A 23,644-nucleotide genomic window follows, 5' to 3' on the forward strand; every position below is an offset into this window, starting at 1 on the left:
TTACTTTCTTAAAGAGGTTTGTTATGGCAGATGATGGATCTAAACAATCAGCGAATGTATGGCCTTTGCCAAAATTCTATTTCCGCGTGAAATGGGACTCCAATGAAATGTCATTCCAGGAGGTATCTGGCCTTGATGTTCAGTCAGAAGAAATTAAATACCGTCACGGAAACAGCCCTGTTTTCTCAGTGATTAAAATGCCCGGAATGAAAAAATACGGCAACATCACGATGAAAAAAGGCGTGTTTAAAGGTGATAACAAGTTCTGGGACTGGCTCAACAAAATTAAGATGAACACCATCAAACGTGTTCCGGTCACGATCAGTCTGCTTGATGAAGAAGGTAATGACACGATGGTATGGACTTTGACTAATGCGTGGCCAACGAAGATTTCAAGTACCGACTTGAAATCAGAAGGCAATGAAGTGGCGATCGAATCTATCGAGATTGTCCACGAAGGTCTGACTATCGCTAATAAATAAGCATTGATATGACTGGTGAATATTTCGAGGAAGGCTACCCTCCTGCCGCGTTTTATTTCACGGTTACCTTTGGTAACGGCGTACAGGTTCCTGATGCTTCCTTCAGCGAAGTGTCAGGAATCAGTCTGGAGATGGAAACGGAAGCTGTTGTGGAAGGTGGAGAAAACCGCTTTGTACATCAGCTTCCAAAGAGTATCAAACATCCTAACCTTGAATTGAAGCGCGGCATTTCTATGCTCAACTCACCGTTGGTCAAATGGTGCAAAGATACGTTGGAAGGTGCCTTTATCAAGTTGATCGTTCCTCAAACGATTATCGTTAAACTCAATGGTGCAGATGGACAAGTACTACGGGCATGGGCTTTCATTGATGCTTATCCCGTTAAGTGGGATGTCGAAGGATTTAACGCGACAAAAAATGAAGTGGCAATCGAGAAGATGACTTTTGCCTATACCTATTCGAAACGTAGTAAATGATCTGGCGAAATCATGTCGATAGAAATTAAAGAGCTGATTATCAAAACGACGATACTGAATCATCCTCAGAATAAGGAGGATGAAGTTATTGTGGATAAACAACTCATCAAAGACGAAATTCTGACGGAGCTCCGGCAGATGGTACAAAGTCTTCTACGTGAACCAAGGGAGCGCTGATCGTGTCCGGGCAAAAAACACTGCTCAAAATTTCAGGTTGCACCGTCGCTGAAAACGGATCTATCAGCGTTGATAGCAGCCGCCCATTTTTTGAGGCTCTGATTAACCCCTCAGGATACGGACATGATTTTTCTATCAAATATGCAAAAAACCAGACCTTGGGTCAAGCTGGGAATGAGGCAAAATTTCACGCCAGCCAACCACAAAAACTCAATCTCAAAGAACTGATTTTGGATGGGACGGGTGTCATTCCCGGCACAAAAAAAACGGTAAAAGAACAAGTTCAGACTTTACGAAACACGATCTACAGCTATGTAGGAGTAAAGCATGAAACCCCTATTGTACAAATCGTGTGGGGCAGTCTGATTTTCTACGGGCGTGCAGAAGGGATGAAATTTGATTACACACTGTTCAAACCGAACGGTGAACCTCTGCGCGCAAAAATCACACTCAACTTTGTGGAGTACATCAGCCCAGGGGAAATGGGGAAAAAGAAGGCTGCAAGCTCGCCAGACCTGACTCATCTGATCACGGTCAAAGCTGGCGACACGCTGCCACTGTTATGCGACAGGATTTACCGCGACAGTGGCTACTACATGGAAGTCGCTCGCATCAACGGTCTTAGTTCTTTTCGCAATTTAACACCCGGAACAACGCTTAAGTTTCCGCCATTGGCGAACTAAAGATATCCGACGATGCTGTTACTAATTTGAAATAAACAACCATGGCTAATTCTCCATTGAACGACAGCACAGGGGTTCTGAGTTTTCTGATTACCTGTGACGGTCAGAGCATGCCAGACCTTGTCAAAGTGGTCTCTATAGAAACCCGGCATAGTTTTAACCGGATTCCCTCTGCGACAATCACCATTCTGGATGGCGATATGCCAAACGGACACTTTCCTGTTGCCGACGCGGGGAATTTCAAACCCGGAACAAAAATCGTTATCAGTGCAGGCTATGACTCGAAAACTCAGGTGATCTTTGAAGGCATAGTTATTAAGCATGCCGTAAAAATTAATGGTGATAATTATTCGCGACTCATTATCGAGTGTCGTGATAAGGCGTTAGCCATGACGGTTGGCCGCAAAAATGCCAGCTACGTCAACAAAACGGACAATCAAATCATTTCAACGCTGATCAGCAATCATGCGGATTTAAGCGCCACAGTCGATAGCACCAGCGTCACCTATAAAGAACTTGTTCAGTATTACGTGACGGATTGGGATTACATGATGGCGCGCGCTGAAGTGAATGGCTTGCTTGTCAATGTTAACGCAGGAAAAGTGAGTGTCGCAGCGCCTGCAACCAGCGGAAGCCCTGTTCTCACTCTGACTTACGGTGCCGATCTGCAGGAATTCCAGGCAGAACTCGACTCCTGCTGGCAATTGAGCAGCGTCACCAGCACCAGCTGGGATCTGGCAAAGCTAGCTATCGTGCAGCAAACTGCACAACCGGAAAAACTGACTGGTCAGGGGGATCTTGATTCAAAGACGCTTGCCGCAGTACTGAATGCGGGTGATTTTGGTTTGCAAACCGCGGCACCGTTGGAAAGCGACGCCTTAACAGCCTGGAGTAAAGCGCAGCAAACCAAAGCAGCACTCTCACGGATTCGTGGCCGGATGCAGTTTCAGGGAAGCGCGCTGGCAAAACCGGGCGTGTTACTGGAACTGAAAGGCGTAGGAAAACATTTCAATGGAAATGTCATCGCGAGCAATGTCATTCACAGTATCAGTGACGGCAACTGGGTCACCGAAGTTGAATTCGGTATGCCGACATATTGGTTTACCGAAGAACATCAGATACAAGCGCCAGAGGCGGCGGCATGGACCGCTGGCATTAGCGGATTACACATAGGCATCGTGCTGAAACTCGATGCCGATCCTGAAGGTCAATACAAAATACAAGTTTCGATCCCATTAATGAATGCGGCTACCGTTGGTGTCTGGGCGCGGTTTTCGAGCTTTTACGGCTCATCGGGTTTTGGCGCATTCATTATTCCGGAAATTGGTGATGAAGTCATTCTGGGGTTCTTTAATAATGATCCATCCTGCCCCGTTATTCTCGGTAGTCTGTACAGCAGCAAACATGTACCACCATATGAGCTGGCAGCAGAAAATAATTTTAAAGCGATCGTCACACGCAGCAAACTGAAACTCGAGTTTGACGAGGAAAAGAAAATTATTACCTTGATTACACCGGGTAAAAATAAAGTCGTCATCAGTGACGAAGATAAATCCATCCTGCTTCAGGATCAGAACAATAACAAGGTCGAGCTGAGCCCGAGCGGCATTTTGTTGGATAGTCCCAAAGACATCACCATCAATGCCAAAGGAAAAGTAGCAATTTCAGCTGTACAAAATGTCGAAATTACCGCGCAAATGGATGTCAAAACCACAGGTCTCAATATCAATAGCACAGCCAACGTCAGCTTAGTCGCCAAAGGAACCGCCAGCGCAGAGCTGTCTGCTGCCGGTCAGACTACGGTAAAAGGCGCCATGGTCATGATTAACTAAACGGAAGAAAGTCATAACCATGCCTCCTGCCGCAAGAATAACCGATATGCATGTTTGTCCCATGGTGACCCCGGGTCTGCCACCGATCCCGCATGTCGGTGGACCGATTTCCGGACCTTGTGTACCAAATGTGCTGATAGGCGGCTTACCGGCAGCCGTGGTCGGAGACCTATGCGTCTGCGTTGGTCCTCCAGACAGCATAGTTAAAGGTAGCGCAACAGTCATGATCAGCAGCCGCCCGGCAGCGAGAATCGGCGATACGACCGCGCACGGTGGAAATATCGCGCTTGGGTTTCCGACAGTCATGATCGGTGGCTGATTTTATTCGGGAGATAAAATGAATCAAAACATATCATTTCTTGGCACCGGCTGGAATTTCCCTCCCGAATTCTCAAAGCGTGGCAACGTGATCATGGTCAGTGCAGAAGAAGATATCAGGCAAAGCTTGTTCATATTGCTGTCAACCTCACCCGGCGAACGTGTAATGCAACCTAATTTTGGTTGTGGACTGAAAAATCAGGTCTATGAAAATATCAATGAAAGCACTGTAACGATCCTGAAAGACATGATCGGGCGCGCGATACTGTTTTATGAACCGCGTGTGATTCTAGAAAATATTGTGACCGATGCGGCTGACGCTTACGAAGGTAAGCTGAACTTCACGATTTTCTACACGATTATCAGCACCAACACCCGTCACAATATTGTCTACCCCTTCTACTTGCGTGAAGGCACCGATGTGCAACTTTAAGCCCGCATCAGGATCGGTATGAAGTCACAGTTAATGATCAGCGATGGCCGCAGTCAGTCGCAGCGCCAGTTACCGGCATTAAGTGGAGATTACTTCCATCTCAACGAGATGCGCTTTGAACAACTCCTCGCTATCGCAAGTGAATATGCACGCCTGATGCATTTTTATCAGCCTGATCTCAATACCGATGGCGACTGGTACCAGTTCTTCGCTGCGGATGAAACTGTATTGATAGCGACTATATTGGCTGTTGACACACAATTTCTCTCAAAACAGTTTGAACATCGATTGCAAAGCAAACCGGATTATAGCGACTGGTTCCGTACCGACATCGCAACAAAGTTGGACGCATCGTATCGGGATCTGATCAACTCGCCATTGCTGGTTCTCCGTTTGCTGAATCAATGGCTGACCGCATTCAGCCTTTTACCAAATAATCTCACCAGCCAAGCCAAAACCTTATTGGAAGGGATATTGCGTGGTCTGAAATGGGAAATTCAAAGCCTGATCAACAGTACTCCCGCAGAACTGAAAGTCTATGTAAATGCTTTGTTCAGCAAACAATTTAAAGAACTCGTTGAATGGCCAGCAAACTCAGTAACCGTAAATTCACCGGTAGAAAAACTAACTGTTTCAACGACGCAGATTCGTCATAATTTCCATACGTTGAATCTGGCAATCAACATGTTGCAAAACGGGGTAAAGAAACTATTACCAACGTCCATTACTAGCGGTAATCACGATCCGGCTGCCAGCTTATTAATCAGTTTCATACGTCTTTTTGAAAAACTAAAAAAACGGATTAATCGGTTCAGCGATAAGCATATCGATTTTTATTATGGTCAGGTTCTCGGTATGGAGCCGCAACGACAACGGCCAGACAGCGCGCATATCGTCGTCAAAACCAATACAGCCGTACGTCAGATTTTCATCGAAAAAGGAGCAGAGTTCATCGCCGGAAACGATACTGCGCAACGCGACATTGTTTACAAAGCGGATAACAGCGCGCAGCTCAGCGATGCAAAAATTGCGGCGATACACACACTTTTTTTCGATAAGCATGCGTCGGCATCTCAATTACTGAGCACGCAATCAGCCTATTTGCGCACGATAGAGCCTCCACCGTCTGATGGAGAACAATCCCTGCATGAAAGTCTGCCGCCCCTTCCTCTGATGGGTGCGCCGAAACCCGGGGAGCACGTATCCGGAGGAAGCGCAGCTCGTTTTGGTTTTGCGATTGCAAGCCATACGTTGCTGATGCACGAGGGCGAGCGTACCGTATGCCTCACATTTCAGTTCCGTAATAACAGCAAATATACCCTTGAGTCCAGTCTGAAAGAAATTGCCAATCAGATTTTGAAACAGGAAAAACATACACAACATGGGCAGACGTCACGGCTAAGGAATGTCGACGTGTTTGTGAAGCTCGTCCGCAGTATGTTTCGTCTCTCACTGACCAGCGCCACTGGCTGGCACCAGATCACTGAATATCGTCCTGAATACCAGGGATTAAATGCTGAATTAAGCGCCAACTGCCTGACCATTACATTCACCCTGCCCGCCAGCGCTCCGGCGATCACAGAATACCAGGAGAGTATTCACGGAGCTGGGTTCCAGACAGCCCTTCCTGTTCTGCGGGGAGAAATGACACAGAATGAATATGCCTATCCCTACGATATTTTAAGTCAGTGGTTTCTTGACGATATTCATATCGACGTGCACGTCAATGGATGCCGTCAGCTTGTATTGCATAATCACATAGGACAGGTCAGCACACTCGCCCCTTTTTTACCGTTTGGCCCTCTTCCCGATATCGGCTCTTACTTAGTTCTGGGTTGCGAAGAGATAGTAGGTAAACACCTGCGCGACGTTTCGGTTGATGTAGAGTGGGCGGGATTACCAAACTCTTCCGGGGGATTCGTCAGCTATTACAGTGCTTATGATTCACCGCTCCAATCCGGCGCAGTGCAGATAAAAATGTCGGTATTGGTCGATGGCAAGTGGGTCAGCGCAAGCGCTAATGACAATCTGTTCCAGCATCAAACGAATGACGATGGAACGCATAGCAATCAAGTGCGTACTGAAAACCGTCTCAGTTTTCGTTCAGTTATTCCGTTCTACAAACAGAGTTTACCAACACCTCAGGCAACAGCAAGTACGGCGTTCAGCTATACGTCAGCAACCATGAACGGTATGTTCAAAATCAGTCTGAATGCACCCGATGGTGCTTTTGGCCATCAGGAATATCCACATTTGCTATCGCAAACGCTGACAAGTAATGCGCAAACCAAAAAAATAAATCTGAGAAAAGCCTTACCTAACCCACCTTACACGCCACAAATCAGCCGTATTGTTTTGAACTACGAGGCCTGTTCGAAAATAAGCTTCGAACACAATAAATCAGAAATACATTCTTTTTTTTCTGAACAATTTATTCATCTCCACCCCATCGGTTACGAGGCGATTCAAATTCACGATAACAAAGATGTTGCCTTGATTCCTGACTACGATGCAACAGGAAATTTATTGATTGGTTTAACTGCACAACGTCTTTCCGGTCCGTTGAGTCTCTATTTCTATTTACGTGAAGACTCGCTGCCAATGACAAAGATTGCAGATGCCAATCTGACCTGGTCGTATTTATCATCCAATCGCTGGAAAAAATTACAGCAGGCACAAATTCTGGATGACTCCACGCAAGGATTCATGACCAGTGGCATCGTGCAATTGCAGTTACCTGACGATATCGACAGCGATCATACGGTGATGCCAAATGATATGTTCTGGCTGAAAGTCACGGCGCAGCGCGGGCTGGAACGGTTTTGCAGCCTGTACGGTATCTATACTCAGGCAATCAAAGTCACGTGGGATGCAGATCAGGGGCAAAAACTGACCTCCGTATTACCAGCATTCAGTATCAACAAAAGCCGCAAGAATATTGCCGGTATCGACCAGATACTACAAATCAGATGCAGTTTTGATGGGAAGTCAGAAGAAAGCGTTTCACAATTCAGAACACGGGCGAGCGAACGTCTGCGCCATAAAAATCGCAGCCTGACTGCATCGGATTATGAATCGCTGATTCTGGAAAAATTCCCTCAGGTCTATAAGGTAAAGTGTTTTTCCAACTTGTGTACAGATCATGGCTCACGCAGACAGATACGGCCCGGGCATATTCTCATCGTCCCTATTCCCCACTTAAATCAGGGCGGGCATAGCAATCAGAAACCTAATCTGAGCGGACATCTGATTCATGAAATTCAGAGCTTCATCAAAACTTACGCCCCGGCTGACGCGACCATCAGCGTAGAAAATCCGGTGTATGAAGAAATACAAGTGCGTTGCACTATCAAGCTGAAAACAGAGTTCAATAACAGCCGTTTTGGCGGACGTTATATTGAGCAGATTAATCAGGCTATTTGCGACTACCTCTCACCGTGGAATGTACACGGCCAGCATCGGCATTTCGGATGGTCGATACAGCAGCATAACGTCGTTTCATTTCTGCATGATCTTGAATATGTCGATGAAGTCAGCGGCGTATCCATGTTGCAAATTTGCCCGGTCGGCAGCTCTGCGGAACTATTGTACGCATTAAAAGATAATGCCAAATTTTCACATCAGGAGAAAGACCTGCAGCCAAGTTATCCATGGAGTATCGCTGTACCCATCAACGATCACTGGATAGTCATTGCCGACAAACCCGGACAACACTCTGCGAAAGCCATTGGCGTCAATGAGCTCAAAGTAGGTTCCACATTCATTATTCCAGCGAGAACAGAGACATGACCCGAAGAACGCGTCAAATGCTACAAGAGCAGTTTAAATATGGAAAAATGCCGACTGAGGAAGATTTTTCCGACTTAATCGAATCCATGCTGAACATGCTGGATGAAGGTTTCGATAAAACACCAGAAGCAGGATTCAAAGTCGCGCAACTACGCGATGGAAAACTGGTCAGTTTTTACAAGGACATTAATATCGGGAATGCGCTCTGGTCTCTTGGGCTGGAAAAATCCAGCGATAATCTGAGTATTCAGGATGCCCGCAATCAGGCACTTCTGACCTTATCCAGCACAACCGGCGCCGATGGCGTACATCGCACGGCAGTAGGTATTCGTAAAACCCAACCGCAGCACGAGCTGGATGTTGCTGGCTGTATTGCATCTCACGGCCGCATCGGGCGCGAGGGAGAATTAGCTGTGCCAGCCGATGGTCGCTGGTATGACATTACTGAAACGATGACGGGCTGCCAGGCATGGGAAGTGATCGCCGGAGCCGGAGCAAAAGACAGCGATGGCCGTTATGCGCTGACCCATGCATTTGCATTAAATGCGTTTAATGCAAACGGCAGCATCACTTATCATCAGACACATTTCGGTAACAAATGCAGCCGAATCGAACTTCGATGGATCAATGACAATCCAGAGAAGCCATTTGAATTTAAATTACAGATGCGTGTTGGTTGCAGCTACGGTGATGATGTATGGATTAAATATCATCTGACCCAACTCTGGCTGGATACCCTGATGTTAGAAAGCGATCAGAAACCATTACGTCAGCCGGTTCCTCAGTACGATGACAAAGGTAAGGTTAAAAATTAATCTATGAAAGATTTAATTTCATTCTCTTTGAGTCTTGCACAGGGCAATCTGATACTGGAAGCACTGGTTGAACGGCCATTTAAAGAAGTTTTTGAAACGATAGGACATCTGAACCAGCAGGCGGCAGCAAGCTTTCCCGAAGGATCGGATGAAGACGATATCGGTACCATCAACGTCAGCGCCAGTCAGTTGCGTCTGATTCTGAGTGTACTGGGGGAAATGCCCTATAAGCGTGTCAGTGCCCTGTTACACACCATGCACCAGCAAATGCAGGAGGCAAAGGAAAGTGATCAGTAAAGATCACATTAATCGTCTGCAAGCAGATCCTGACGGCCTCGACTTCGATGGTCTCAGGATGCAGGGTCTCGAACTTTTGCAAAGTTTGTCCAAAGAAAAATGGACAGATTACAATTTGCACGACCCTGGCGTCACTCTGCTGGAATTACTTTGTTATGGCCTGACCGATCTGGTCTACCGCACCGATTTTGACGTCAGCGACTTTTTATGCGGACAGGACGGCGGTATCGATTACAAAGCCTTAGCGCTCTATGCACCGCAAGAGATTTTCGTCAATCAAGCGCTGACTGATCTTGATTTTTGTAAATTAATTTACGACAGTTTGCCAGAAGTAGAGGACGTGTGGATATTGTCAGCAAATGACGATCACCCGATACCGGGTATGTTTTCCGTCTTCATCAAACCCCACGAATCCTTATTCCTTCCAAGTAAAAAAGATACTCGTCAGGTGCAGCAAACCTTACGCAATGATGTCATCCGCTTGTTATCAGAACATCGCAACCTCTGCCGCGACATCGATGAGATCCACGTCGTCACTCCGCAAGCCTATACATTAGCTGGTGAAATCGAAATTGATGATAGCCGTCCGCGTGCTGAAATTTACGCCGATATTTACTTCCGCTGCGCAAAACTGATAACCGCCGGTAGCCAGATTTTACGTTTTGAAGACGCCATACATCAGGGCCTGCGATGGGAGGAAATTCTGTGCGGGCCGTTGACAACCCATGGATATATCAACGAAAGAGATTTTTCCCAGGAAAATTATGACATTGATGTCATGAAGCTGATTACTTTAGTGCGTCATATTCCAGGCGTAAAAAATGTCAAATCGCTGTTTCTGGTCGATGAAAACGGGACTAACCTGGAACTGGTGCATATCGGCCACAAAGATATCAACTGTCCGGCATTGCACTTCGTTGAACAAAGCGAAAAAATACATGCCCTGCGTCTGGTGCATGGAAGAACCACGTCGCTGGACGCGAGTCATGATGATGAAAAAACCGTTCAGAAAAGCACTCTGCAAAACAAATATGAAACCCGGGAGTTCGGCGAACAAATCGCTTTGTATTTAAAAAAATATGAATTTGAGCATAATGCATTTCGCCGCAACAAAGGAAAAATCGATCACATCATACAACTGCCTCAAGGGCAGCACCGAGACTTCGCACAATACAGTTCGCTTGGTGAAAATACTCCTGCAATCTATGGTATCAATCACTACGGCGTACCAAAGTCAGAGCCACCAGAGGTTCATGCCAGAGCACGACAATTAAAGGCCTACCTTTATCCGTTCGAACAAATGATGGCGAATTACTTTGCGTCATTAGAAAACATACGTAGTCTTTATTCCATCGATAAAACGCTGGATCGCAGTTATTTTTCGCAGTTTCTTACGAATGCAGAAATTCCTGACATCAAGCATTTATATACATTAAAAGCAAACGAGTCAGAAGTCGCAAAAATTATTGCCGGACAAGATAACTTCTATGACAGACGCAGCCGTGTACTGGACTCATTGCTCGCCATCTACGGCGAAGAATTTCCCACAGAAGACCTGCGACGCTATAACTACTATCAAAACGAAAAGCTGGAACAGGATCTGATTAACAACAAAATACATTTTTTAAAACACCTGTGTGAACTCAGCAGCCGACGCGGTAGTGCGATGAATGTTCAGAAAGAATGGAATGTTGAAAGCCTTACTCCTTTACAGAAACGTCTGCAAATTCTGACCGGTTCAGTCAATGACAAAAAAGTAAATTCACTAACGGAAGCACTCCGGGAAAAAATTAAATTCATCAGCAATAGCCGTTATAAAGACGGACGTCTAAAGCAAGTCGACGCCCCCAACACAATTGCCTACGAAAATACCAAAGCGCTTGCTAAACCTGCTGACTATGTGTCTGATCCGGCATTTGCCCTTCCTGGCATGGAAGTATGCGAATACTTGCTGCGTGCCGGAGTCGATTGGGCTAGCTTCCGATCCCTGTCCGCTGGGCGTACACATGCATGGTTATGCCTGACTGTGCAGACGGAAGAAATCTGGCCTCTTCTTCTTTTGCCGACCGAAAAAATCGGTCTGTATGCGCAACACATGCAACATGCCTTAATCCAGCTAAGTATGGATTGTGAAGGATTTCATGTTGTCGAGCACATCTTACTGCGCCCGCGCGGTGAGAACACTCATCGTAAGATTTCACATGATTTTTATGCCCATCGCGTCAGCATTATCCTGCCGGGATTTACCGCAAGATATGCTGATCAAAAATGTCGCAACTGGATAGAAAATCTGATTGCGCAACATCTTCCCGCACACATCATGCCGGAATTTTTCTGGTTGGAATTTGCCTTTCTGGCGCAATTTGAACTGCGCTATAAAAATTGGATGAGCGCACTAAAAACTTTTGCGCTGGCAGGCTATAAAGCTGACGCTCAAGAGCTGGATAATAAAGCGGGCGATCTGATTGAGTTTTTGAAAAAAAATCGTCATCAGCAACCCAGACATTTCTGGATATAAGCAAAATGCGAACATCCAATCTCATCCATCATTTAGTGTTTGATCTGTCGTTTGCTGACATGCAAACGGATGGCTCTACCTCAGCTGATTGGATTAAATCGTCTCTGCTGCCGGTCATAGATCAGGTATTGGATGACATATGTATCGAATTGGGGATAGGAAAAAAGGAAGTTAAACGAATAGAAAAACTGGAAATCGACTTGGGATGTATTCTGCAGGCTGAATCAGAATCCGAATTAGCACGCCGCCTGCACGCTCAATTGCGCAACGCCCTATATTTCCAAATAAGCGATTCTTCTCATGATATTTCCCCACCGGAAGCCACCAGCGAAGCACATCAGCATCTGCTGGACTTTCTGCAAACAGGACAAATCAGTTGGAAGTATTTAAGCAACCGGACAAACGCACATAAAAAACTTTTGCAAGCCGTACTCGAAGAAGGAACGCCCGACGACTTATTGCGCAGTGTAGTGTCGAATCAGCGCCGCTTACTGCGCCTAATCAGTCAATTTGATACCGGAACATTGTTCACCATATTGCGTCAGGAGTTACGCGAGTGGCCGGAAGATAATCAGGATTTATTGTTTGACTGGCTGAGTCTGGAACTCATCACCCTTCATGGTAAGCGTCCGTTAATTGAAGAATTCTGGTTGTCGGTACTACCGCTGCTTGATTCTGCTGACAAGAATTTCGACTCAGTGATACAAGCGTGGTTGTCTGCCCAGCAAAAAAATAAAAACCAGGTATTCCACATCTACCAAAATTTTCTTGAAAAGAATTCATATTTGTCACGGCAGTCACGTGTTGCGATGAATGAGGCTATACAAAAACTTCGCTCAGCCACGGCTATTTCTGTGTCATCAGAAAAATTACCGATAAACAGCATATCGGACGAGCTTGTGCGTTCATATCGCTTCAAGATAATGGCGTCGAGAAGATCGCTTGCCAATGCAGAATATTTATCCTCAGAAGAAAAATTCAGGACTGGGAAAATCTCGCCCCCGTCAATATCAAATACAAGCATTACGGAAGATGCCGACGACAGGAATATAAGCCGGCAATCGACGACCGCACTATCCTCTGCAGACAGAGAAAATCCAACCCCAGCCGCCTCGTTGAATCAACTATACAATAGCAGCGTCGATTCCATACGGGCACAACACAATGAGTGCTGGCAGCAGTGGTTAAGCGAATTTCCGGTAACAAGTTGCCTTGATCTGATCGCTGTCCTGCAAGAGCATTGTAGTGAGTACATCCGCGGACAATTAAAGAATAATCTGCACACTCTCAGTAAAGAGTGTCTGGATCAGCTTGTTACGTATGCGCTATCTGCGCGGGTCAATAGCCTTGAAGTCGCAGACCTGGAGCGTATGTTGGCAGGGAACAGGATATTGGCTACGCCATTTCCCAAACAGGTACACGGGTCAGAGCCACGAAAAAGTGTTGACATAGAAAAAAATGAAGCCACACCTGAAGTTACAAAAAAAATTCCCCAAAGCCAGATATTAAGTGCATTAAAAAATGCTGACATCCCGCGTTTATCAGGTCTATGGAATCTGTTGATCAGCAAGCATCCGGCACTGATTCTCAAGTTATTACCGGATTACAAAATACAATGGCTGGACCATTTTCCGCTGCACTTTCTGAGCGACATCGGCAGAATTGTACAAACAGAAGCCAGTCGCGTATGGCAACCCAAAATCCAGTTGGGTTATCACGGCCAGATTGATGCAGCGACCCGCGCCGGCTTTGACATTTTATTTACTGCAAAGACTCAGACTTTATCAGTACAAAGTTTTGTCGCTAAAATAAAAACACTGATTCAGGAGCAACCGTCGTTGGCTGACATCTTGCAGTCGATCGTCGAAAATACGACTGCACCATCCCTCTTGACGCATCATGCGCCAGTCACTACCGCTACTAAGCTTGCTACTACGGTTGTTGATAACGAGGCGGATAACTACACAACAATATCTACGTTGCAATCAGCACTTTGCAGCAACGATATAAGCACACTTTCCACTGCAATTGAATACGCGTTGGCAAACGATATGCCAATGCTGATTCGCATCCGGCATCAGCATTGGCGCAGGTGGTGGAAAAACCTGCCGAAACATCTTCTTCACCTGCTCATTCTTCAATTGCATGCATCGATACGCCCTGAACTTCAGGCAATATTGCAGGCAAAAAATGGCATTTCTTTCTCTACCATAGAGAGACTTATTCCCTTGCTGTTAGCCAGCCCAGAAAATTCTTTCAGCAGAGAACAACTCAACGCGATTATTGCGTTGGATGAAAAACCACTTGAGAGCAGCGACGCTGACAACGCCGGGCTGGTGACCAACACTCCCCTCAGAAATAGCGGAAACACTAACGCTGTTCCTGATGAGTTGAATGAATTAACTATTGCTTTTCAGTGCGCAGACATACATCGGATAAACGCAATCTGGCCTGCACTGATTGAGAGTCACACCAGACAATTACAAAGTACGTGGTTCTCACTCACCAATGCTCAGAGAAATACATTAATTGTCCAGTTGCCGATAGAAAAACAGCTTGTCTTGATACAGATTTTGCATCCGAACTTTGCGCACTACGTAAAAGAAATGAGTGTTTACGCCACTGCGCTGGCAAATATTATCTCGGATAACAGAGCAACAATTTCGTTAGCAGCAGAAAAAATTTCCGCCAACGTCGTCTTGAGCAAGGTATGTACATTTTGTTTGCAGGCAGAACCATCGTCAGAAAAAATGACGATTAAAAATATTTTTATGGTGGCTTTCGCAGACAAATCGATCATTGACGAAAATAGCTTACGGCGCATCTGTAACGACGCCCGCTTAGCTGATACAAAGTATCTGCGTCATATTTTCCCATCGGAAAACGTATCTTTGAAAAACGAGAGCACGCCCTTGGCAGATAGTTTCAGGGCGTGGCAACAAGACAGGATACAACTGCAGAATTTAGGTCTCAACAGAAATGAATTACTTCGCTATTTACATTGGCTGATGTGGCATCAAAACGCTAACGAAGGAAAAGATTTCAGTCTGATGTTAACCAGTATCAAAGAAGCGGAAAAACATTCCAGCGCACCAGAGCTTTTCCTGCAATACGTACTTGAAGCGATCAGAAATGGCGAAAACATTGACATAGAGTCGTTACGAAAAAAAGCAGAAAATCAGCTAACGACCTCGCGCCAGCAAGTTCAAGCTTTCGAATCAACGACTGATGATCCTGCTGAAAACCGTCCGAAAAATCTAAACGAAGCATACTTCGCCTCTGCTAACCACGAGACAAGTGCAACCCAACCCATGCTCATGGAAAATATTGAGTTACTTAATCAAGTTGATCAGGCTTTATTATCAGAGTCAGACTGGAGTGACGTCGTTGCACTGCTGAAGCGGCAGCCGGAAGTATTGACGATATTGCGCAGTGCCCAATTACATCGGTTCATTTCAACATGGGTGAATCAGGCTGCGAGTAAGGGCATTTCATCTGTATTTTTAGATGAAATGGAAAATCTGGCATTGACAACAAAATCCATTCGTCTTTTTTATATCAACATCATCCGGCAACTCCTGAATGAAAAAAATGGCAATCTGCCGAACCTGGAAACACTGCGTGGAAAACTAACTGAAATAAGCACATATGCCATTGACGATCTGCGTCAGCCACCGTTGAGCGGTCTTACTGGAGCAGAGTATATCCCCACGACTAAACCGGATGCCGCAACGAAGGATAAAACGTCATTCAACTCACAATTGCTGCAGTTATTATCAGCGACCTCGTCGATAAATAGCCCCCAACCATCTGTTATCAATAGTATCGGTATCACCGGAGAAAATTGGCACGCGAAGCAGGTATCTGATACGACGAATTACTCAACAGAGCTTTTACCAACTCTGAATAAACTGGTGTTTCGTCAGTGGGTTTATCAATGGCTGAACTTAACCGCATCCTCAGTTCTTAACGAAAACCCGTCAGATGAATTGCAACTCGAAATTAACTTTTCAAATACATCCACAGAAATTTTTACGAACTTACTGCAAGCAATCAACAACACGGCGCCAGCACCTATCGTAAAAACGTTTCAGGAAATTGCCGATGCCAGCTTCCATCTGGATAAACAATTCTGGTCACTCATAAACAAGCGTGGCCGGAATAATTCGGCAGATGAGATCGCCTATCAGCAATGTGTCGAGCTCATTCATCAGGTCCCCTGGAACAGAATCACGCCTGATGAGTTTTCGCCAACGCGGGACAATACCCCTGATAACGTCACAGCGAGCCATCAGTCGCCTCTGCCGATGAGCACGCAAACGACACTGACCGGGCAGCTTGCCCATGCTTTGTTGCATAGTCAGTTAAACAAGCTGAGCCATATCTGGTCTGAACTGATTCAATATCATGGTGATCTGTTAGCGCAAGCGCAGTGGCGTTATTTACGTCGTATCGATCTGCGCAACAAACTGATCGCAGATCACGATCCGGCGATACTGAAGGACTTGATCGCTGCGCTGTCTGAGACGGCAGCCCATCTTCTCGAAGAATTATGGCGTCAATGGGAAATTTATCGACCAGTGTTACGAAACGACATGTCATTAATGACGTGCCAACAGAAGAGCCTGGCGTCCGTGTTTAATGCTCTTCTTGAGCAAAAGACAGATTCAGAAGATGTCTCTGCTGTCGCCGCCACAATTCTGACGGCACTGACGGAAAAGCCTTTGTCTCATCCCCTTACGCAAGAAATCGCCATTTACTGGAAAGCGGCGAGCCAACACGGACAGACACCGCATTGGTTTGCTGCACTTCAGGTTCTATTTCCTGAAACAGACTGGCATAAGCAAGAATGGCAACAACAGTTACGTCGCCGTTTAAAGCAAAGCGATCCGACAGCCACCAGAGAATTCTGGAAAAGCCTTGCCCGACATCTGGAAAGGAATACTGTTCAGCTTGCGCCAGCCAATGTATTGCATGAAGAAACCAGCAGAAAAGCCAATACTGCCAGGGCTCATGTCACAGACAACGCTACAGGCGCCCTGATCAATACCCAGCAAACGGCATCTGTTCAGACAACAGCAAACTCTGACTATATCTACCAGGCGATGGTGATCGCTGCGTTGAAATTGACGAAGCCATCTTTGCTATCGTCTGATGGCAATGTAAGTAAGACCGCGAATGGTACGCAGGCGAAACAAGCCACACTGGAAAACTGGATTTCACAATGTATATTGCTGCTGCAAAAGCATGCGCCACTATCGATGCGTGATGAGCAATTTCTGAACTTTATCTTAGATAAAATCTTTGAGATGCCCTCTTCCGCCCGTGAAGAAATATCACTCGCCTTGCATTCGGAAGTCGCTATTGCCCGGCTGGTTGAAGCAGCTTCCTGCGCAACCCTGCAAAGACTATGTCATTGTCTTACGCCAGAACTGGATATGCGATTACCTGAGTTAGTGACACAGATAGAAAATGCGCTGGGAATCAGCCTGAAGCTAACTCAAGCCATTTTTTTTAAGCAGACGTGGTTAGCAATTTATCGAGCTCAGTTTGCCAAGTCACGTCCGTTGACAATGCAGGAATTTGTCACTCGCTTCCTGCGCGAGCTGTGCAGTGTATATCCATTGCCAGACATTGATATCTGCCTGCAGTTACTCAACGAATATCGCAAACATACTGAAATTGAAAAAGTAGTGCAGCCACACCCTCAAAGCACCGAAACATCGGCACAGATTCCGGCGGAACAGGCAATGTTCAATAGAGATTCATATGTCTTGAATGCTGGCTTGGTTATCGTTGCGCCATACATTCAACGCCTGTTCGGTATTTTAGAACTGACAAAAAATGCAGCCTTTATCGACGACGCTGCCGCGCAACGAGCAATACATCTTTTACAGTACATCGTCACAGGCGAAGAACAAACACCAGAATATCAACTGAGCCTGAACAAACTCTTATGCGGCGTACACAGAGGCGTCCCCATTGTTGCAGGAATACAGATGACGGAGCATGAAAAGGAAGTAATCCAGCAAATGCTGGTGGGCGTGATTACACACTGGAGCGCGATCGGAAAAACGTCGATCCAGGGCCTGCGTGAAACGTTTCTGCATAGAGAAGGACATTTATTCAAGCAAGAAGAAAGCTGGCAATTACATATTCCATCCGCAACGTTCGACATGCTGTTAGATCGTCTTCCCTGGAGCTTTTCCATGATTAAGTTCCCATGGATGCCAGAACCCTTGCACGTTACCTGGCGTTAATCACTGATCATGGCTCTTATGATGATGAAAAATACTATTGCCGATTGTCTGGAACAAGAAATTACCTGGTTCAGCCGTGTCTGTGAGACCCGCATGAACGCGTATTTCCAGCAGAGCGAAAAAAAGATCGATCTGGAAGCAAGCTGTCCTGCGCCAGATATCTCGCAGTCCCCCAGCCCCTATGCGAGTCTGGTACGTGAACACAACATGAGTTTTTATGAGCGTGTCGTACTGATGCTCGCATTCATTCCTCATTTACGACCACAGGTGCTCGATATTTTTTCTATGCAGAATGCCGTATTGGGACGCCCTTATAGCGAAATTGGCGGCTGGCATGGAAAGAGTCACATTGGTTTTTTACCTACCTGCGAAACTGCTTCGTTTATTCTGGCAGGAACTGACCTTGCAAAACGTTTTGCTGTTGCCCGCCTGTTCAGAGATGAGCATTTTTTTCACAAACATGGAATACTCAAACTGGAACAGAAAGACAGTGGCGAACCCTTCTTTAACTCCGCCCTGTCGCTCAGCAACGAATACCTGCAACGTCTGGCAGATGGAGAAATTCACAAACCTGATTTCAGCGCCAGCTTTCCAGCCAAGCTGATGCAATCGCAACTGACCTGGTCTGATCTGGTCTTAAATGCCGATGTCATGGAAGAAGTGGAAAACATCGTCACCTGGCTGCAACAGCCAACCCAGATTCTACAGACATGGGGATTAGAAAAATCGCTGAAGCCCGGTTATCGCACATTATTTTACGGCCCGCCCGGAACCGGTAAAACACTCACTGCCAGCTTAATCGGCAAAGCCGTGAATGCCGATGTTTACCGGATTGACTTGTCGATGCTGGTATCAAAGTACATCGGTGAAACTGAAAAAAATCTGGCCAGCGTTTTTGATCAGGCGCAGAACAAACGCTGGATATTGTTTTTCGACGAAGCTGACTCTCTTTTTGGAAAGCGCACACAGACGAGTAATTCGAATGACCGGCATGCGAATCAGGAAATCTCTTATCTGCTGCAACGGGTCGAAGACTTCCCCGGAGTCATCATCCTCGCAACCAATCTGAAAGCCAACATTGACGCCGCATTCTCACGTCGTTTTCAGAGTGAAGTCTATTTCGCCATGCCGGATGCAAAACAACGGGAGCGGCTCTGGCAAGGTCTTTTCGGAACCGCAGGAAAGCTGGCACCAGATGTGAATTTCGGAGAGATTTCGGAGCGCTATGAACTTGCCGGTGGCGCGCTACTGAATGTGGCTCGTTATGCTGCGATCCGGGCAGTCAGAAATCATCGGGATGTAATCATACAAGACGACCTGCTGGCGGGTATCAGCAGAGAATTGATGAAGGATGGGAAAACATTGTGAAACCGCTATTCCATATTACACAAGTAAAAGAAGATCGCCGGACAGATGCGTTTTTTCATTTACGAATGAATCCTGGCGTAATACTGAGAAATATCACCCTAATCACCAGTCTGCTGTTGCTGACTGCCGGTGTCAGTCACGCCCAGAGCACTTCTGCCAGTGCCCCCGTCGCGTCAGCAGAAACGTCAACGTCAAGCAAAGGCGCAGAAAACAATAAACCTGCTGAAATACAGAAAACGACAGCGGCTACAAATACACAAGTGGTAGCCGTCACGGGTTACAACCGTCATATCCGGCAAGAACACTTTAAAGGTATGAGTAAAACTAGTGTTCTTCAGATGCAAAAACAACTGGGTTTGATCTACCAGGATCTGGCTGAATGGAAGCGGGACTTTGCACTCAAACAGGCCCCCTTAAGTGACGGCGTCGTCGGCCCCATCACGCTTTCATGGCTGCAACGATTCGGATTTAATTTCAAGGTCAATACGGAAGGTGAGTATGCGAATGCCTTCGCCGACAATATTAACCGCATCGCAGCTTTCGGTGAGAAACACAAAAGCGAACTGCAAATTTTAGTAAGCCCGGAATTTGAAAGCTGGGATTCATCTCAGTCAGAGAAAACCAAAGCAAAAGACTATCAGATCCGCCGCCAGGGAAATGACAGCGAACTGATAGATCTCGTTAATCGCTTTCGCGGTAGCAGAAAAACGGCGCCACGAATCGCCCAAAACAGAAACATCGATGAAAGTGCTTACTTTACTTATAGCCTGAGCCAGGCAGATCTTGAAGTTCTTGGCAGTAAAGATCAGGTAATTCAGATTCTGAGCACATTAAAGGATAAAGAATTCAATTCAACCGAAGCACTCAGGGTTGCAGTATCTCAGGCAATGGGTGGGCGCGATTATTTCATCCGGCAGCTCTGGCCTTTAATCGAAAGAAATGCAGGTGTATTCGATGGCTATCTGATCAATGAAGCGGCACTGACTAAATTAAAACAGACGAGCGAATTCCCTGCCGCCGTCATCGATGAATTGCGTTTACAGGGAACACAATACTTCAAGGAAAAGGATGATTTCGACAAGTTTCTGAAAGAACTCAGTGAAAAAGTCATACTGCTATCTGACGATGAGCGCAATAATATTGCCGATGCAGCGCTGGTGTTCGACAACGTGCACCTGACGGAACAGTCGATCAATATCATTAAAAGCGAGCTGAAAGGCAACATACAAAATACCGGACTGCCTGCAGTCATCGTTCGAGCATTACAACAAATCAAAGATGTCAATTATCCGGAAGTAAGCCTTTTCAGGACTGCTGCGATTTCTAAAATCGCGATGAGCATCGGTGCTTGCAAGCTGAATTCGCCATCCAACAACAGCTTTGTCGGCACGCTCAGAATGAGCGATGAAGAATTTTCTCTTCTTAAAAAAGAGCTGAGCAGCTTGCAAGCACAAGCGATTGATGGAAAAAACACGATAGGAAGCAGCATCGATAACGCGTTCAGCGAGCTGGAAAAACTGCGTGCCCAGCTCAGCGTCTGCGATAGCGATACTCTGCGAAATTCCAGAGCTCTGGTGCAAAGCATTTATCAGACTTATCTGGGAGTTGCGATTGAAAACATCGCAAAAAAACGCATCCCCGACGAAATTTCTCCGATACAGATAAAAGGCAGCGACTGCGGTTGCGCTTTAGATGAGTTTGGCGGAACAGTCTATGGATTTTATCCTTACTGGAACAATCAGAAAACACCGCAGACCATCAACTTCCAGGTACTCAACCGGGTTGCTTACTATGGTTTAACGGTAGACAACGTTGGCGAACTGCATCTTGGGTCAGACAATTTTGATATAAGAAATGGCAGCGCCAAAGAAAATCAGTTCTTGAATACTGCACGTCAATACAATTCAAAAGTAGATTGGGTGATACAAAAAAATGACTGGAGTGGTGATTGGCGCAAACAATCCAGGGCAAACAAACAAGCGGTATTTAAAAAACTGGTGAGTAATATTGCCTTGTTATTGCATACCAGACTGACCGATACCGCTTCTAAATTAAGACCCTACACCAGTTTTGGTCTGGCAAAAACACCGACGCGTGGGGATGGCGTCACCATATATTTTCAAAACTATCCGCAAGATGCCGACGCTGCACTACTCTTCAATGAGTTTTATGCTGACCTGCGTAAAGAGTTAGCGCAGGATAAAGTCTGGCTCAATATTCTGGTATCGCAAGACACCTTTACCAATAGTCAGGAAAATAAACGCAGCGCTTTAAGCCTGTCCAATCTGGTGAACTTGCAGAAAAAGGCGGATCTGCAATTAACCGGTTCCGGCGGTAATAAACCTGTCGTCGAAGAATACATCCTGGTTTTGTTAGAAGAGCCCAGTTCCGATGCAAAGAAACGTCTGCAGGGTGATATCGAGAATGAAGCTGGCTTACATGGGGAAAGACGTGCGAGGTTTTTACGTCGGGTGATTCCGGTTGTGCAGTTTGACAATCATAACTGGCAGCAACTGGAAGACGATATCGTGTATGCAAGCGATAATTTTGGCGGAATTGGTTTCTGGGCACCTGATTTCAATAATCTGGCAACACCCATCACTGATATGACGCAGTCATGCAATAGCGGTAAAAGCATCGCTTTGTGCGTGTTGAAAAATAATCGGGAACAAGATCAGGTAGAAAACCAGCCTTCCGTTATCGAAAAATTCACCTGCGTCTATCGCGGCTATCTGCAATTAATGCTGACACTGCTGGTGTTACTGGCAATTACTTTAGCCATACTCTATTTCAAGTATTGTGAAGTGCAGAATCTGGTGAAGAAATACTTTTTATGGGTATTAGCGCTGATACTGATTCCCATCTTCCTGCTTTTTACTTTACTGCTTTTTTATGACCCCTATCTTGTCAATTTGTCGAAAGGAAAATTGCCGTTCATTATTTCCTTGCTGATTATTATCTCTGGCATTTTCTTTGGTTATCTTTATCTGCGTTCCAAACGTGACGTGCCATTACGGCAAAATGCCCTGCCACAGCGCCAAGGACTAGGATTTCCTATCATTATGTGGTCGCTGCAAGACGATGATAAAGGGTTCCGCTGGGTTATCAGAAATCAGGGAACTGGCTATGCCATCATCAAGAAAGTCGAAATACTGCTGGATGGACAGGCAATTGCCGATGCCAAGACTGCACTGGAGGCGGTGTTAGGCCCCGATAATAATCTGCAATGGAACAGCATGCCCCTGATCGGACAGAAAATCATGCCCGGTGAGACCGTGATTGGTCTGGCTATCAGCGACCCCGAAGCAGCGACCGCCTTTGATGTGAAATTACAGGCGCATCAGTTAAAGGTGAACATCACCTACTGCTCGGCCAATAACGAGCACTGGCTCAGCAATGGAAAAGAAATATCATCACTGACCACAGGAGGCTACTGAAATGAAACCAGACTACTTTTCTGACCACCTGAGCTTCGTAATATGCACCTCATAGAAAAAGCCACGGTGCAGGCATTTCACCGCAGCAGGTTGAACGGCAGCACCATACAGGCGCTTGGGTATCGTAGTCAGGAAAGCCAGACCCAGCGCTTTCAGGCCTTACTGCAACTGGGGGATTTTTCACACTGTTCGGTATTAGATTTAGGCTGCGGCTTTGGTGATCTGAAAGCTTTTCTGGATCAGCATTACAAAGATTTTGTATACCTCGGCGTCGATTTTTTAAAAGAGTTCATCGACGGTGCTCAGTTGCGTTACGGCGAATTAGCTAATACCCAGTTTTTTCAGGCAGACTTTCTGACAGTAGGCTTACCCGAGGTAGATATCGTTATCGCCTCGGGTAGCCTCAACTATCGCTCCGAGAATGCCCTGCATCCGTGGCAAAGCATCAGCCGTATGTGGGAAGCCGCAAGCAAGGGCGTAGTGTTTAATTTACTCGATGCGGCACAGTTTGAAAGCGATGAGGTTTTACGCGCTTACGATCAGAACGAAGTCCTGAATTTCTGTCGTCAACTTGACCCGGATACTGAGATTATTTCCGGCTATTTACCGGATGATTTTACGGTGCTGATGCGAAAGTAGAAAACAAAACCGCGTGACAAGTTTTGACACAAGTTTTTGCTTTACCTGAAAATAATTTGAGTAAAAAATTTCTGAGGTTCAGGAAAATAAATGTGAAAAAGGCTGGTGTTTGCACCAGCC

15 protein-coding genes are annotated in these 23,644 nt (G+C 46.0%); all 15 read left to right on the forward strand.

Annotated elements, in window-relative coordinates; all coding sequences use genetic code 11:
• Positions 1–23: 23 nt before the first annotated feature.
• From H8K38_RS05305 to H8K38_RS05375, 15 genes are read left to right on the forward strand one after another with little or no spacing between them, the layout of a single operon-like run.
• Positions 24–482, forward strand: a complete 459-nt coding sequence (locus tag H8K38_RS05305) for a phage tail protein (RefSeq protein WP_186883737.1) — start codon at positions 24–26, stop codon at positions 480–482.
• 8 nt (positions 483–490) lie between these two features.
• Positions 491–958, forward strand: a complete 468-nt coding sequence (locus H8K38_RS05310; protein ID WP_186883738.1) for a phage tail protein — start codon at positions 491–493, stop codon at positions 956–958.
• A 12-nt stretch (positions 959–970) separates the two neighbouring features.
• Positions 971–1,135, forward strand: coding sequence for a DUF5908 family protein (locus tag H8K38_RS05315; RefSeq protein WP_186883739.1), 165 nt, complete (start codon positions 971–973; stop codon positions 1,133–1,135).
• Positions 1,136–1,137: 2 nt separating this feature from the next.
• Positions 1,138–1,818: a peptidoglycan-binding protein gene (locus tag H8K38_RS05320; protein WP_370527212.1), complete on the forward strand. Its 681-nt coding sequence runs from the start codon at positions 1,138–1,140 to the stop codon at positions 1,816–1,818.
• Between the two features lie 41 nt (positions 1,819–1,859).
• Positions 1,860–3,650 (forward strand): type VI secretion system tip protein VgrG, encoded by a 1,791-nt coding sequence (gene vgrG, locus H8K38_RS05325; RefSeq protein ID WP_186883740.1) that lies wholly within the window; start codon positions 1,860–1,862, stop codon positions 3,648–3,650.
• A gap of 19 nt (positions 3,651–3,669) precedes the next feature.
• Positions 3,670–3,969: a PAAR domain-containing protein gene (locus H8K38_RS05330; protein WP_186883741.1), complete on the forward strand. Its 300-nt coding sequence runs from the start codon at positions 3,670–3,672 to the stop codon at positions 3,967–3,969.
• A gap of 18 nt (positions 3,970–3,987) precedes the next feature.
• On the forward strand, positions 3,988–4,401 hold the full coding sequence (locus H8K38_RS05335; RefSeq protein ID WP_186883742.1) for a GPW/gp25 family protein: 414 nt from the start codon (positions 3,988–3,990) through the stop codon (positions 4,399–4,401).
• A gap of 18 nt (positions 4,402–4,419) precedes the next feature.
• Complete coding sequence (locus H8K38_RS05340; protein WP_186883743.1) at positions 4,420–8,190, forward strand: baseplate J/gp47 family protein; 3,771 nt, start codon at positions 4,420–4,422, stop codon at positions 8,188–8,190.
• A complete protein-coding gene (locus tag H8K38_RS05345) occupies positions 8,187–9,005 on the forward strand; it encodes a hypothetical protein (RefSeq protein ID WP_186883744.1) in 819 nt (272 codons plus the stop codon). The genes H8K38_RS05340 and H8K38_RS05345 overlap by 4 nt, the downstream gene beginning before the upstream one ends.
• A gap of 3 nt (positions 9,006–9,008) precedes the next feature.
• The gene (locus tag H8K38_RS05350) at positions 9,009–9,302 is read left to right on the forward strand and encodes a hypothetical protein (RefSeq protein WP_186883745.1); all 294 of its coding nucleotides are present in this window, start codon (positions 9,009–9,011) and stop codon (positions 9,300–9,302) included.
• A complete protein-coding gene (locus H8K38_RS05355) occupies positions 9,292–11,820 on the forward strand; it encodes a hypothetical protein (RefSeq protein ID WP_186883746.1) in 2,529 nt (842 codons plus the stop codon). The genes H8K38_RS05350 and H8K38_RS05355 overlap by 11 nt, the downstream gene beginning before the upstream one ends.
• A 5-nt stretch (positions 11,821–11,825) precedes the next feature.
• A complete protein-coding gene (locus tag H8K38_RS05360) occupies positions 11,826–18,080 on the forward strand; it encodes a contractile injection system tape measure protein (RefSeq protein ID WP_186883747.1) in 6,255 nt (2,084 codons plus the stop codon).
• Between the two features lie 18 nt (positions 18,081–18,098).
• Positions 18,099–19,448, forward strand: a complete 1,350-nt coding sequence (locus tag H8K38_RS05365; protein ID WP_186883748.1) for an ATP-binding protein — start codon at positions 18,099–18,101, stop codon at positions 19,446–19,448.
• A complete protein-coding gene (locus H8K38_RS05370; protein ID WP_186883749.1) occupies positions 19,445–22,885 on the forward strand; it encodes a hypothetical protein in 3,441 nt (1,146 codons plus the stop codon). Before H8K38_RS05365 ends, H8K38_RS05370 begins: the two co-directional genes overlap by 4 nt.
• Positions 22,886–22,927: 42 nt before the next feature.
• Positions 22,928–23,524: a trans-aconitate 2-methyltransferase gene (locus tag H8K38_RS05375; protein WP_186883750.1), complete on the forward strand. Its 597-nt coding sequence runs from the start codon at positions 22,928–22,930 to the stop codon at positions 23,522–23,524.
• Positions 23,525–23,644 lie beyond the last annotated feature (120 nt).

Source organism: Undibacterium sp. FT79W (assembly GCF_014284215.1).
Taxonomy (GTDB): domain Bacteria; phylum Pseudomonadota; class Gammaproteobacteria; order Burkholderiales; family Burkholderiaceae_D; genus Undibacterium; species Undibacterium aquatile.